The sequence below is a fragment of the Limosilactobacillus reuteri genome (assembly GCF_020785355.1).
GTDB classification, from domain to species: Bacteria; Bacillota; Bacilli; order Lactobacillales; family Lactobacillaceae; genus Limosilactobacillus; species Limosilactobacillus reuteri_I.
In genome coordinates, this window is the sequence record NZ_JAJGVH010000063.1 from 15,660 (window position 1) to 31,486 (window position 15,827).

At 39.4% G+C, this 15,827-nt stretch carries 6 protein-coding genes and 1 other annotated feature; all 6 genes read right to left on the minus strand.

Annotated features, from left to right (window positions below; genetic code table 11):
• Positions 1-271: 271 nt before the first annotated feature.
• The 6 genes from LMB56_RS03045 to LMB56_RS03065 all read right to left on the minus strand — a co-directional run bounded on the left by LMB56_RS03045 (position 272) and on the right by LMB56_RS03065 (position 15,759).
• Entirely contained in the window at positions 272-12,133 is an 11,862-nt protein-coding gene (locus tag LMB56_RS03045; RefSeq protein WP_229283441.1) for an MBG domain-containing protein, read from the minus strand.
• 184 nt (positions 12,134-12,317) lie between these two features.
• A complete protein-coding gene (locus LMB56_RS10385; RefSeq protein ID WP_019253694.1) occupies positions 12,318-12,443 on the minus strand; it encodes a hypothetical protein in 126 nt (41 codons plus the stop codon).
• Positions 12,444-12,591: 148 nt separating this feature from the next.
• The gene (locus LMB56_RS03050) at positions 12,592-13,455 is read right to left on the minus strand and encodes a MetQ/NlpA family ABC transporter substrate-binding protein (protein ID WP_229283440.1); all 864 of its coding nucleotides are present in this window, start codon (positions 13,453-13,455) and stop codon (positions 12,592-12,594) included.
• 115 nt (positions 13,456-13,570) lie between these two features.
• Positions 13,571-14,047 carry an S-ribosylhomocysteine lyase gene (locus LMB56_RS03055; RefSeq protein WP_003664767.1) on the minus strand — a complete coding sequence of 159 codons (477 nt, stop codon included), beginning with the start codon at positions 14,045-14,047 and terminating at the stop codon, positions 13,571-13,573.
• A gap of 78 nt (positions 14,048-14,125) precedes the next feature.
• Positions 14,126-14,375, minus strand: a binding site (T-box leader).
• A 59-nt stretch (positions 14,376-14,434) separates the two neighbouring features.
• Positions 14,435-15,121, minus strand: coding sequence for a matrixin family metalloprotease (locus LMB56_RS03060; RefSeq protein ID WP_153706410.1), 687 nt, complete (start codon positions 15,119-15,121; stop codon positions 14,435-14,437).
• Between the two features lie 23 nt (positions 15,122-15,144).
• Positions 15,145-15,759 (minus strand): sugar permease, encoded by a 615-nt coding sequence (locus LMB56_RS03065; RefSeq protein WP_066035531.1) that lies wholly within the window; start codon positions 15,757-15,759, stop codon positions 15,145-15,147.
• Positions 15,760-15,827: the final 68 nt, after the last annotated feature.

A 15,827-nucleotide genomic window follows, 5' to 3' on the forward strand; every position in this document is an offset into this window, starting at 1 on the left:
TAACGGCATTTTTAAGTATTTTTAAAGTCAGAAAAAATGTTTAAGTTTTTTTAACAAATGAAACTTTTGTCATTTGTTAATCGTTAAGCATTTTGCTTTTGCTATATCACTCGATAAAGACTCGAAAATCTTTTCCTTCTAATAGTGATCAAGCTTTTTCATATTAATAAATAATTTCTTTTCTTAATTGTTTGATCAAAATATAAACAAGCTCCCCACATTTAGAATTTCTAAATAGTGGAGAGCTTATTTTTCTTATTACATTAAAATGTTATTTCTCACGTTTCTTCTTCAAACCAGTTAAACCAAGGATACTTGCCAGAGCAGCAAATGCGAAGCCTAATATAGAACTACTATTTTGATCATTACCAGTTTGCGGAAGAATATTAGCTTTTGACTTTTCTTTTGATGAAGTCTGAGTTAATTGGTGTGAGATAAAATGTTGATTTGGAACCTGTTGCTTTTCTTGTTCAACCGGTTCAGTTGGCAATTGATTACCAGACATTACCTTATTACCATTATTTGTTGGTGCTATTGGTTTAGCCGGTACTGATGGTTCAGTTGGTTGTGCCGGTTGATCAGGATTAGTCGGTGTCGTTGGCTGATCAGGTGTAATTGGCGTTACTGGCTTATCAGGTTCTACTGGTTGATTATTCTTAGTGTATTCAATCTCAATACTCTGATTTTCGTCACTAGGAATAACCATTTCAGCTGGAATAGAGACCTGACTAGCGGTATAGCCATTAATTTCTGGAGCCGTATATGCTGGCCACTCATCATTACCATCAACTTGCCAGCCACTATAGGTTACCTTGCCAGTAACCGCGTCAAATGTTGCCGTCCTGGTAAATTTAACAGTCTGTGTAATTATCTGGCGTTGTCCATCCGGCAGCTTAACAGTAATAGTCCGCGTTACCTCTTTGGTTAGGGATTCCATCTTCTCGTAAGTTGTTGATGGATTACCAGGAACTTTTCCTGTTGGGGCTTCTTCTCCCGGCTTTACAATGATCGTTTGATGTTTGATCAAAACGACAACATTTGGAATTCCAGCAGGAGTAGCCATGACTGTTGCTGGAATTGATTGGCCGGGGACAAGTTCCCAACCAGCTGGCACAGTTAAGTTGACCGCAATCTTCTCACCTGTTTTACCTTGGAGAACAGTTTGACTAATATCACTACCATTTTCGTCGCGGTAAATGATAAATCCGGTCTGTTCATTAGGAATGTAGTTAATTTCGACAATACTGTCATCACTAGCTGCTGTGACATTCACCTTAGGAACAATACTCATATTTGTCGTGTACCCTGGTACGGTTGTAGGAGTAAAGGCCGCAAGTTTACCATGATCCCATTTAATGTCAGTAACTTCGCCAGTGACTAAATTCTTAGTCCCAGTTCCGGTTAAGACAACTGTTTGCACGGTTTGTTTATCACCACTTGGCAGGTGCTCAACGATTGTCCGCGTTACCTTCTTATGCTCTTGAACCGGCGCAGTAATTGGCTCAATCACAATCACGGTTGTCCCACCAGTAATCTTCACGGACTGCGGAAGTTCACCAGTTGGTTGCCAATTAGTCGGAACTTCTGGCTTGAAGGAAACATCACTATTTTCTTTGCCAGTAACAGTCTGTGTATGGATTACTTGACCATTGGCATCTTGGTAACTAATAATCTCTTGGCCTTCTTGTGGTTCCGGAATCTTATTGTACGTGATGTCGACCGTTTCATTTGACGTCTCAGGATTTACCGTCATTGCTGGAACAATCTTTTGACTAGGGACATAGCCCGTAACAGTTGTAGGTTGGTAACTAGCCCATTGCGCAGTGCCTTGCGAAAGCCATTCAGTGTACTTAATTTCACCTGTTACTTCATCAAAGATCGCTGTCCGGGTAAATGTAACTTTTTGTGGAATCGAGTCTTCCTTGCCACTTGGGTATTTAACATTGATTGTCCGTGTTGGCGTAACCGTTAGTTGTTCCATTAGCGGGTAATTCTTGGATGGATCACCTGGAACTTTACCAGTTGGAATGTCAGTCGAAGGAGTTTCTGGAGTAACAACAACCGTCTTATGCTCAACCTTAACTATTACCGTTGGAATTCCTTCCGCTGTAGCAGTAACAGTCTTTGGAATTTCTTGGCCTGGAACTAGTTGCCAGCCAGCTGGAACTTCTGGAGTAATAGTTATAGTTTCGCCAGTCTTTCCGCTAAGTGGTGTTGTCCCAATTTCATTACCCGCTTTGTCTTGGTAGGAAATAATCCCACTTTGCTCATTAGCGGTGTAAGTGATGTTGACTGTTGTATTATCAGTTTCTTGATTTACATCTTCTTCAGCTACTTGAGCTGGATTTGCCGTGTATCCAGGAATTGTTTCTGGCGTGTATGCATCCCATTTACTACTCTTACTATTCAATGTCCAATCACTGTAAGTTATCTCACCAGTTACTTCGTCAAATGTTGCAGTTCTAATAAATTCAACACTTTGAGTGATTGTTTGCTTAGAACCATCAGGCTTAGTTACAACAATTGTACGAGTTGGAGTCTTTACAAGATCGTCCATCTTCTCGTAAGTCTTATTTGGATCACCAGGTACTTTACCATTTGGAATATCTTCCGTAGGGGTATCTGGAGTTACAATAATTTTCTTGTGCTCAACCTTAACTATTACCGTTGGAATCCCTTCCGCTGTTGCAGTGACAGTCTTTGGAATATCTTGACCGGGAACTAGTTGCCAACCAGCGGGGATGTCTGGGGTAATCGCTACTGTTTCACCAGTCTTTCCGCTAAGTGGTGTTGTTCTAATTTCCTTACCATCTGCATCTTGATATGAAATCTTACCGCTTTGTTCATTAGCGGTGTAAGTGATGTTGACTGTCTCATCTTGTTGACCGTTCTTCACTTCAACAGCTGGAACGACACTTTCACTTACCGTATAACCAGGAATATTTTCTGGAGTGTATGCATCCCATTTAGCTGTTGACCATTCTCCATAAGTTACTTCACCTGTGACATCATCATAAGTTGCGTCACGATAAAGCTTAGCGGTTTGAACTTCTGTACTCTTCGTTCCATCTGGGTTAGTTACAATAATCGTTCTAGTAATGGTTTGGTTCAAGTCACTTGCATGAGCCCCTTCAATTACTTTACCGGTTGGCGTCTTTTCACCGTCTGGAACTGGATTAGTATGATCAACATTGATTATGCCATGCTTAATCTTAATGACTACCGTTGGAATCCCTTCCGCTGTAGCAGTGACAGTCTTTGGAATTTCTTGGCCTGGAACTAATTGCCAGCCAGCTGGGATTTCTGGGGTGACAGTTATGGTTTCGCCAGTCTTGCCAGAGATTGATGTAGCGCCAATTGCATTGCCATCTGTATCTTGGTAGGAAATCTTACCAGTTTGTTCATTAGCCGTGTAAGTGATGTTGACTGTCTCATCTTGTTGACCGTTCTTCACTTCAACAGCTGGCACGACACTTTCACTTACCGTGTAACCAGGAATATTTTCTGGAGTGTATGCATCCCATTTAGCTATTGACCATTCACCATAAGTTACTTCACCGGTGACATTATCGTAAGTAGCGTCACGGTAAATCTTACCTTCTTGAGTGATCGTCTGCTTAGTTCCATCTGGGTTAGTTACAACAATCGTTCTAGTAATCGTCTGGTTCAAATCATTTTCATGTGCGCCATCAATTACTTCACCGGTTACCGTCTTTTCACCGTCTGGAACTGGGTTTGTATGATCAACATTGGTTATGCCATGCTTAATCTTGATAGTAGTAATTCCATTTTCAAGCGTAATTTCACTTGGCACACTGCTTGGATCACTTGCTATCCAACCAGCAGGGAATTGAGGAATAAATGGTAGCTTAGTTCCCTTAATGTGACCGCTAATATTAGTTGAACTAATTACTTTGTTATCAGCATCCACATAGTTAATAGTTTGGCTACTATTTTCCAAAGTAAATATTGCTGTTGAACTAAAGGCAATATCGTAATTTGGATTTGCTTGACGAATCTTATTAATCGCATCTTCGCTGAGTTCAACGTTATAAGTTCCAGCTTCAGTTAACTGACTTGCCTTAACTTTTTGACCATCTTTTGTAGCAACGACAAAATCATCTGCTGTTAATTTAGGAATAGTCAGATCTTGATCATTGTTAGTTTTTACACTGTCTTGATAATTATTAGAATCAATCGCTAAGTCTTTAGTAGTTTGAGAACCACTTATTGAAACATCAGCATTAGCCTTATTGATTACATAAGTGTACTCACCACTAATTGCGCCAGTAGCAAAACTATAGTTAGGGTTGGCTGCCTGAATCTTAGCGATCGAACTATCCTTAAGCTTTAAGTAGTAAGTGCCGGCATTAGTTGGTAAGCCAGTCATTTCAGTGTAAGTACCGTCTGCGTTCTTGGTGTACCAAGCGTAGTCATCAGCGGTTAAATTAGAAAGATCTAAACTCTGACCATCAACTAAGTCCCTTGACGTCCAAGTAATTGAATCAAGAACGTCACTAACTGAAGTTCTTTGACCGTTGTAGACCTTATTGCCATTTCCACCTAAAGTATCAGTAGCTGCTTTTTGATTAATTGTGTATTTAATCGTGCCATTGGCAGTATTAAAGCTGTAGTTAGGGTTGTCAGCTTGTAATGTTTGGAGAGCAGTAGACTTCAAACGAGCTTCATAAGTACCAGCATTAGTTGGAACCACATCAAGCTTATTACCTTGTGCATCATACCAATCAAAGTCACTAGCAGTAATACCTTTCATTGATAATTGGTTATCAGTCACAAGATCATTAGCGTTAATCGTTAAGTCTTTTACATCTAAACTAGCAGGCTGACCATCGTAAGTCTTTGCTTGATCCTTGCCAGAGATAGTGACATCAGTAATTGACTTAGGAACGATTTCAAAAGTAGCTGAACCAGTTAAACTGTCTGCACTAATTTTTACATTCCCTGAACCAGCATATTGATCAATGGCAGCCTGCAAATGAGCTAAACCATCTGCTGTTAATTCAATAGTGTAAGTACCTACATTAGTTGGTGCCTCACCATTAGTCCAAATGTAATCACCATCTTGCAAGTGATAAATGCTATTTTCAGTGCTGCCAGGGAAGGTCAAGTTAACAATAATGTCACCACCATTGTTAATTTCAGCGGTAGTTACTACTGAGCCATTAAATATCATTTGGTTAGAACCTGACAAGCTTGCACTAGCATCAGTAGCTGCATTAATCGTGTAAGTTGCATTGGTATTAAATGTCCACTTGTAGTTATCGCCATTGTTGCCAGTTAAACTCTTCAACTTAGCTTGACCAGCTGGTGATAATTCAACCGTATAACTACCCGCATTAATAGGATCACCATTAACAAACTGCAAGTCCTCAGCAGTTAACTGAATCGTTTGTGCAGTACCGTCTGGAGCATAAACCGTGGCTGAATAAGTCAAATTATACTTACCAGTATTCAAATCACTTGGCGTAGTAGTTTTCCCGTCATAGGTCTTACTATCGCTACCGTCTAAGCTAATCGTGACTTCGCCTTGGCTCACGTTAAAGGTGCCATAAGTAGTTACATCACCAGCAGCTTGTGGATAGGCATAGTTAGTACCCAAAGCAGTCTTGATATTATCCAGACCTTGAGATGATAAGACAACTTGGTAACTACCAACATTACCTGGTGTTTGACTAAAAATTAAATCGCCATCTTTAGCTTGGTAGTTTAAAGTCCCGTTTTCAGTCTTTACAGTTATGGTATAGCCTTGCGGGTTCTTCTTAATAGCACTTAACCAATCATTGGAACCATAAGTTACGTTTTGCTCATTTCCACCGACAGCAATTGTCACTGGCATCTGGTCAACAAAGAAGTTAGCCCGTGCTTCAGAAGCTTGCGTCCAATTATAGTTAGTTGAGCCAGTTAAATCTTGAAGCTTCTTCAACCCTTGAGCAGATAATTTCACTTGATAAGTACCAACATTGCCCGGAGTAGTTACAAACTCTAAATCGCCTGTTTCAAGCTTCAAATCTGTATAAATTGGCTCATGTTCATTGTCAGTTGTCGCATTCTTAACCGGTGCAGTAATGGTAATAGTGTAGCCATTATCGTCACCATATTGAATCGTCGAATTTTCACCATATTTAATATGTTCTGCGCCATTAATCGTAACGGTAGTATCAGCAGGTGTAATGACATACGTAGCTGGTTCATGCTTGCCATCAACAGTAGTCGCATCAGATGATCCACTTCTAGCAGGACTATTAGTCCCACTAACAGCGTCCCAATCATAATCTGGAAAAGCTGCCTGTAGTCTTTGTAACAATTGATCAGCAATCTTAACTTGATAAGTGCCGACATTGACTGGCATTTGACCATTAGTAAAGCCATTAATGTAGACATCCCCAGACTTCAAACCACCAATTACTTGGATAATTTCAGCATCAGTTGGCACAGGAACACTGCTATTCCAATTAGTTAGTTCAATATGGTAAGCACTTGGATCGAGGGCTAAATCAGTACCGTAAGTGGTCGTTTGATTACCGCTTAAAGTAACTTGCGCCTTGCGAGCATAGATCAAGAAATTACCAGTAGTTCCACCTAAACTAATGTCATAATTGCTTGCACCGGTTAAGGCCTTAATCTTATTAAGTGCAGCATTAGTTAGACGAACGTAGTAAGCTGGGTCACCGGTTTTATCGTTTTCTTGCGCGTTAGCATGGCTGACTGGATTACCAGCGCTATCGACAACTTCTAAATCTTCTGGCGTTAAAGTGAAGCCGCCTAATCCAATCGGTTCATCAGTTGAGTTACCCCACACTAGTTTAATATCACCATTATCAAGCTGTGTTTGGGTAATGGCTGCATTTTGACCGTTATAAACTTCTGATGCCGTTCCAGTTACGCCAATAACTAGACTTGCTGGATAAATTTGATAAGTAATGTGACCTGAAATGGTACTATTTCCATCCTTAACAAATGTATAGTTAGGGTTAGCCGCTGCAAAGGCTGAGTTACCCTTTTCATTTAATTGCAAGTAGTAATAACCCGCATTAGTTGGAGCACTAATCTGATTGCCATCTTGATCAACCCATTCAAAGTCATCGGCAGTTAAGTTTGGAATAGTTAAACCTTGAACATTATTGAAGCCAAAGTTTTTCTTGGTTTCTTCATTAGTTGGATCAAAACTTACTGCGTGGCCATTGTATTCACTCTTTTCATTACCATCTAACTGAACGTCTGGTGAGATAGCTTGGGCAATTTGGAAAGTAGCACTGCCAGTATTGTCCTTAGACAAGATAACATTGCCTTTCCCAACAGCCTCATCAATTGCAGCTTGAATTTTATCAAGGCCAGCACTAGATAGAGTCAAACTATAGTTACCAGCATTAACAGGGGCTTTACCATCTTGAGTATTCCAAGTGTAGTCACCATCTTCAAGAATAAAGCTAGATGGCAAGTTAACAATGTTATTACCACTAATAGCTACTTTGATCGTTGAACCATCCGTATACAAATCAGCTGTTGTTACTGAATTGCCATTGTAAACCATTGAATTATGACCGCTAAGTTGAGTGTTAGCACTAGCAGCTGTAATAGTGTAAGTTCCCGTTCCAGCCGAAGCACTAGCAGGCCAAGTTACGTTATCACTGTTAATTGCCTTGATATGGTCCCAACCAGCTTGTGACAAGCGAACTTCATGTTTTCCAACATTAACCGGAACAGTGGTAGTCCACGTACCATCGACATTAAATTCAATATCACCAGCCACTAAGTTATAAGTTGGATTATTTGGTTCATTCAGCTTAATTGAGAAGCCGTTTAAGTAATTACTATTAGGAGTGCCAGTGTAAGTGGATGAAGGATTGCCACTAAATTCTGCGGAAGCTTGTGCCTTATTAATGACTAAAGTACCAAAACTAGTACCTTGGCTAATCTTGTAGTTATCACCAACCGCTTTTTGAATCTTAGCAGTCCCATCATTGGTCAAGATAATATGGTAAACCCCACCAGCATTTTCTGCAGTGATTGGATTACCGCTAACATCAACGATTTGGAAGTCATCAGAGTCTAATTGAACATTGCTTAAGCTAGCTGTTGCGCCGTCTTTAGCACTAATACTTACTTGAACGCTGTTAGTGCCATTCGCATTATAATCAACGCTAATTGGTTGGCCCGTGTAAGTTTCGGTTTGTGTTCCATCGACACTGACAGTATTTTCAGCAGCGGTAATGGTGTAAATAGCTAAGCCTGTATTAGTCAAAATGAAGTTAGGATTATCCTTTTGCAAAGTAGCCAATGCACTATCTTTAAGCTTGATATAATAAGTACCAACATTTTCAGGATTAGTGATTGGATTACCGTTTGCATCTACCCACTCATAACTGTCATTATTAAGACCAGCCATATCTAAAGTAACTTCAGTATTATTAAAGTTAGTGGTAATTGTAAGCTTAGAAGCGTCAATGCTAGTTGTAGGTTGAGCATCATAAACTTTGGTGTAATTTCCTGATGTCTGGTTGCTTAAAGTCGAGGTAGCTGGCGCTGGATTAATAATATAAGTGGCAGTACCAGTAATAGTTGACTGACCATCCTCTTCCCACTTAATACTGTTATTACCATATGCTTTTATAATATTTTGTTTACCTTGAGCTGTCCAACGTAACTCATAAGTACCAGCATTAGTTGGCAAAGCAATCGACCAAGTTTGACCATTATCAGATGAAAATTCAACATCTCCAGCTTGTAAGCTATAGAGATTACCTGTAGGTCCTGTAACTGTAGCATAGATTGAGTCATCACCAAAACCATTATTAAGGTCATCAACAGTAATTGGACTGCCAGTATAGGTTGATTCATTAGTGCCCGACAAAGTTGCTGTTGCAACTGCGGTATAAGTTATATTGATCACCGTATCAGGCGTATCACCATTGACAGTTTGGTCTGGAATAGGTCTAGGAAATGGAAGATTTAGCGTTGTTTCAGTAGTTGTCCCATCAGGATTAGTAACAATTTGTTTGATAATTCTCGTGTAATTGTTAGGCGACCAAATATCCCTAAACCGTACCCACTGACCTGTCGTCCAGCCACTTCCAGTAAAGCCATCAAATACTACACCACTATCATCAGCATTTACACGTACAGGTCTAGTAAGCGTAGCTGATTGTGTTGTAGTGTGGGTAACTGACGGTTGGCCGGGGTCATTTGGTGGTGTGACGTTAATTACGCGGTTAACTGTTTTTTCGGTTAACGATTTAGGTACATAGTAAGTTGTTAATTTACTGCTGATATTAGCTGCCGTTCCAAAGTTAGTAGTTGATTGACCATTAACTTGAGAATCCACTTTCACATAGCCGTCAGGAGCTTCTGGTGCATTCACAGTAACATCTGCACTACTATTTGTTGGCAAATTCCAAGATCCATTTGCCACTTGGAGGCCATTAGTACCCTTACTTGTGTTTAATTTCCAATCGCCATAAGTAACTTTTCCAGTTGCTAAATCTTTAGTAGCTTGACGAATATAGTAAACATCTAAAGTTGCTGAATCAAAAGGTGTCTCTTCGGGTGTGCCATTTTCATTAATCTTAACGAAATCAGCTGTCACTGTGCGTGTTTCTTGTGCACCTGGGTCCGTATTGGTTACATCTTGTGTTTTATGAACTAAGTGGACAACAATGTTAGCATCAAATAACGACGGAGCTGCCTCAGCATCCCACTTATAATTTGGTACTGTCCAATTACAACTTGGATCTGTAAACGGCTTCCAGAAATCCCCGGCAATCGTTACTCCTGCCGGTACTCCAGAGACACTGACAGATTGATAATTGTTTGTATTTACGCCTTTTGGAAATGAAAGTTGATTGTCATATGCCCCATTACCAGCATTTGCTATATCAAATTGAACAATCTCTTTATTTTCCGTATCATCCCAGTAAGTAATGGTAAACTGCATTTGATCAGTCACAGTCACCTTAGCAGTAGCGGGAGCAGTTATGGCAGTATATTGCTGACCATTCACAGAAACTGGATAAGTTGCAATAACTTTAACATCATAGGTTCCTAATTGATTCCAATTTGGTTCACTATTATCAACAAATTCGAATGTCGTTCCTGCTGGAAAATCTGCACTATTAGCAACTAAATCTTTAGCAGTTAAGCTATTTCCTTTGTAGACAGTCTTGTCTTGAATCTGAATTTCTTTCTTTTGATCTGCCGGAATAGTAACAACTTGATATGTAGCATCTGCATAGTTAACCAAGTGATTGTTGTGACCAGTTACATCGTCAACAGGGGCAGTTGAAACTCTCTTTAATACATAATTATGTTCAGTAATATAATCCTCAAGTTTCTGATCAACCATGTCTTTGTAACTATTAATGGCATCTGTCATATTACTTGCCGAAGATGCATCGTAAACAACCGGTACCGAAATAGTAGTAAGTTGGCTACCACTGGCATTATTAATAGTGATAGTGTGTGTATTACTATTTTTGCCAGATAAAAGGGTGTAAAGAGCCCCACTAGTCAAAACTATCGGCTGATTGAAAGTACCAAAGTTGCTGAGCCCCAATGTGTTTAACTTATCAGCAGTAAGTGTGGAGTTATTACCGAGATAAACGACTGACTTAGTGTTATTTATGACATTCGATGCACTAGTCACCTTACTAAAGTCCCAGTTAGAAAAATCAATATACTGAGCATTTGAACCAGCAAACAAAACTGACATATTGGTAACATTGCTCGTGTTCCAGTTAGCAATCGCACTTGCATCAACCAATGATCCTTCATTGGCAAAAGTTGCATTAAGATTAGTTACGTTGCTGGTATTCCAGTTTTCCAAACCATGCAGGCTTGTTAATGCGGGATTAACATTAAATGCCCGATTCAAATCAGTTACATTGCTAGTATCCCAATTAGCTAAGGCACTAATGTCAGTCAGATTAGCATCACTCATAAAAATGACACCCATGTCAGTTACATGACTTACATTCCAATTTTCTAGACCTTGTAAGTTCGTAAAACTATTGTTAGCAAATGCGGTGTTGAGTTTTTGTAAACTATTAGTCTTCCAATTGCTCAGAGGGGAAAGATCCGTAACTTTGTTAATATTGTTGAATATCCGACTCATGTTCGTAACTTTTTGAACATCCCAGTTTTCCAAACCAGTTAAGCTAGTCAAACCAGTCGCATTTTGGAACAAGGCATACATATTGGTTACATTTGAAACATCCCAATCACTGATTCCAGTTAAAGAAGATAGCTTATAAGCACCATCAAAAGTAGATTGCATCGAAGTAACGCTACTGGTGTCTAAACTATTGGCATCTAAATTGGTCAAACTCGTATCATTTTGGAATGTATTGTTTAAGTTAGTGCTTGCTAGCTTAACTTTCTTATCTTCAGTCTTACTAAAAGCTATCGTAGTGGCGTTTTTCCATTGATTCAGCAAATCATTAGAAATTGCTACTTGCAGGCCATTAGTTGATGTGCCAGCTGCCGCAAAGTCGGCCTCGTTAGGCACAATAATATGAGTTTGATCACCGGTATAACCAGTTAATTGGTAGTAATCAGTTCCATCAAAGGTTGTATTCTGCCCTGTCCACTTAGAGGTATCTAATGTCCCCCAAGTAGCAGAATCATATCCGCCATTGGTAGCGGCTGTTGTTGCAGCAATCTTATTTTCTTGAAGTGTTTCATTGGCAGGATTCTCAGCAGTATTTACATTGAGAGCAAGAAAAGCATTTTTATTTTCTTCTTCACTATTAGTTTTATTTGCAGAAGAAGCGGAACTTGAATTTTCAGCATCCTGAGCAGTTGTAGTCTTTTGTTCACTGGTTCTAGCAGCATCCGTAGTATCAGCTACAACATTTCCCTTCGTTTCATCAGTATTTTGGGCAGTCTCAACCCCTGAACTTTGCGGTTGCGCCGATTCAGTTGCAGTTACAGTACTGCCACTTGCTTGAGTTGTTGCTGGGGTAGTTGTATCTGCTTGGACACTAGCATTTACTACTGCAGTTGCCCCAAAAGCCAGCATAAAAGTAGCACAGGCAGTAATCCACTGTTTTTTTGCTTTGTATAATTTATAATTCTTATTTTTGGGAGTCATGCTCCGTAAAGGATTATTTTTACCCATAAGATATCCCCCGTCTCTTAATCATTTATCTTCTTATAATTATAGCCTAATCTAAATCCTTTTAAATTAACTTTTTATCATCTTATTAATTTAAAGGTCAACAGAATTTATACTTGGCATTGTTAAGAGCAAAATTAATAAAAAAACGAATGGTCGCTTTACGCTTAATACCATCCGTAACGCATCAGTCATTATTTTTCGTTGCTTTTTTTGGCTGCTTTTTTTCGAACAGGTGATATACAAACCGTGCAACCAGTGCTTGTAAAACAATTGTGACAACGCTTTGTGCAAGTTTTCTTTCCCATTTCATAATTTTAGCTCCCTTACTTAAATCATGCCTTGTAGTTAAACCTAAGATTCTATCATTTTAATTATACGCTATTTTGGTCAAATTGTTTAACAGAACGAAAGGGAGCGAGAAAGAAGTCACTCATGACCTCTTTCTCGCTCCCTCATGATTAATTTGTTAAATAGCTTAATGGCTTATCAACATTAACCTTTGTTCCTTGATACTTTTTAGTAATCCATTGTTGAATTTGCTTATTATGGTAAAGCTTAACTAACTTCTTATATTCTTTATTATCACTATTCTTCTTAGCAGTTGCTAAAATATTAATATTATTCTTCGTGCTTTGACCAACTTGTTCGTGATAAATAGAATCTTTCAACACATTTAAATGACCAGTTAACGCAATCGTATTACCGATTAATACTAAATCAGTTGACTTTAATACCCGTGGTCCGGTGGTATCATCAATCTCTTTAAATTGAAGGTTCTTTGGATTAGCCGCAATTTCATTGGTTCCACTGGTTGCCCCAAAGCCCGGCTTCAATTTTATTAACCCTGCACTTTGTAAGAGCAAGAGGCCACGCGCCGTGTTTGCTGGATTATTAGCGATCGCAATTGTGGCACCATCTGGAATGTCTTTAACACTCTTATACTTATCCGAATATAAGCCCATTGGTTCTAAATAGGTAGTTCCAATCGCCGCTAACTGTGCTTTCTTATTTTCCTTATTATAAGCTTGCAGATATGACCATGATTGGAAAGCATTAACGTCAATTTCACCACTAGCAGTCGCCCGGTTTAAGGCTACGGGATCAGTAAAACTCTTGACCTTAATCTTCAAGCCTTCATCTTTGGCCTGCTTACTATTTGCAATGTGTTGCCAAACCTGCACATCCGGGCCAATCGTTCCAACAGTAATCTCATCGTTGCGGGTAAACCCACCATTAGCGCCCACACTAAGTCCAGCCGCAACTAGAATCACTACTACAATACCAACAATCCACCAACCAGTATGCTTTTTCTTTCTCATCATAACTACCCCTTTACTTTTGTTTTCGCTATTCGTCATAACTAATCGCAATAGCCAACGGGATCCGACATGTCGTTATTCTCGAGAAATCCTTAGTCAGCGTTTACCAAAATTATTATTAGTCAACCACGTGGCGTTCAAATGGCTTATCTGAAATACCTTCATCAAGAATCTTCTTTGACCATTCCTTCGCAGAGAATAATGAATGATCACGGTAGTTACCGCAAGATTCAATGGTTGTTCCTTGAACATCTTCCCACTTAGTCTTGTAAGCAATTTCTTCAAGTGAAGACTTCAATGCCTTGGCAACTTCAGTAGTTGAGTGTTCACCCCATGTAATTAAGTGGAACCCAGTCCGGCAGCCAAATGGAGAGCAATCAATTACGCCGTCCAAGCGGTCACGAAGCAAGCCAGCAAGCAAGTGTTCAATCGTATGCAACCCAGCAGTTGGAATTGCATTTTCATTCGGTTGAACTAACCGTAAATCATAGTTACTAATCTTGTCTCCCTTTGCCCCTTCTTCAACGGTAATTAAACGAACGTAAGGTGCCTTAACCTTTGTGTGATCTAATGTAAAACTTTCAACTTTAGCCATAATAAAACTCTCCTTTTCTGCCTGATGAGGATAAATCTTGGAACTAAAAAATCCCTAGGAACGGTAATTCAACCAATTCCTAGGGACGTTTAATATTCATTAACGTGATACCACCCTAATTTAGCCTTATCTCACAATAAGACCCGCAAGAAGTACATAAAAATACTCCAGCACGGTAACGGGTGCTAATCGCTTGCTGCTAACATATATGCTCACAGCATCAGTCTGCTCCAAGACCATCTTCATTATTCATTACCATACTAGTTCTCATCTTTCCTAGCTCTCTGTAATGGCATTAAATAATTACTCATCTTTTCTAAGCAATTTCTAATTTAATTGTAATTATAATATCCTTATCCTTACTAATTGTCAACACCTATTTCAAAATTATTCATGATATAACATTCTTAACGTTTTAGCATCATTTTTAGTTATTCCGTTTTTGATGTTTCGCGGGATCATCACACTATGCTCATATTCTGGAGCGTGAGCCAATCCAAGTGCATGTCCCAGTTCGTGTTGAGCAACCTCACTTCGGAATTCTTTGTTAGTATAGTCTAACTGGTTAGGGTCCAAAGTTGAAGTTGCCTTATGCAAGGTATTCGTAGTCGGGTCATATTCAGTCCGGGTTGAGCCGAGTTCAGATGTTGTATAGCCAACACCATTGTTTCCCGTATTATTTCGTGCTAGATCACCATCGGCCGCAATAATATTGGCCTTATCTTCGTTCTTAGTCCAGCGGATATGGACTGCTTTCGTTTTGTTCCACTTTTTGACCGCATCACGAAAAGCCCATTTTAATTTTGGATCAGCCGTTTCCATATAAATAGTAATATTCTTTTTCTTCCACTTAAAACCTTCAAGCGGTGTCGGTGTATTTTCTGGAATTCTTAGCCGGTCTGCATTTGGTCGTTGACCGCCATTAGAAAACTGAAAATCATTACTATCAGAAGAATCCTGATTAAAAAATGATGACTGGAAGGGTTGGGAAGGCGCATCTGCATCAGCTAGAACATGATAATCGCCAATTCCGATCATGCCAGCGACTAAGAGTGCTACTAAAAATCGACGCATTTAATCATCCCCATTCCATAAAGTTAGAAATGACAACACGGTTCGAGGCGTTCCTGCCAGAAACTGACAATCCAGTTCTGAGAGAAAAAGCCGATCACCGTTCCAATATTAAAAGCAAAGATTGCATGATTTTTAAGAGAACATAGCAAGATAATGATAACGGGCAAGACGATATTAAAGTATTTCGTGAATTTAAGACTGGCGCGGCGTTTTAGGTAGACCGTTAACTTATCGTGTGGATGAAAACAACAATCACACTGCTGGTAAAGGGCATACCCGGCAAAGGCAATCACTAAGCCGAGCAGGTCAAAACCGAAGCGCAATAAAATGTTCATTGTATCAATTCCCCAAAAGCGCCATAAGTTCGCAAAGAGTTGCATAAAAATACTGTACGGAACTAAAAACGTTAATTCCCAGCCAAATTCTTTAGGAACAAATTCGCCAACTAAAAGAATATTCAGGCCAATGACAAATAGTCCTTCTGTAAAAATCGTCTCTGTCATGTTCCAGCCCATCATATGCATAATATTGACGATTGAGGCTGGCCAGGGCATACTCCCTAAATTTGTTACAATCGTCATTGAATGACCAATTGAGTTTAAGACAATCGCCAGTGCAAGAAATACATACCGACGCATTTTTATCATCCCGTTTACGCTTATTCTCTACCACAGTATTTTAGCACGCTTATTGATTTTTTACTTTA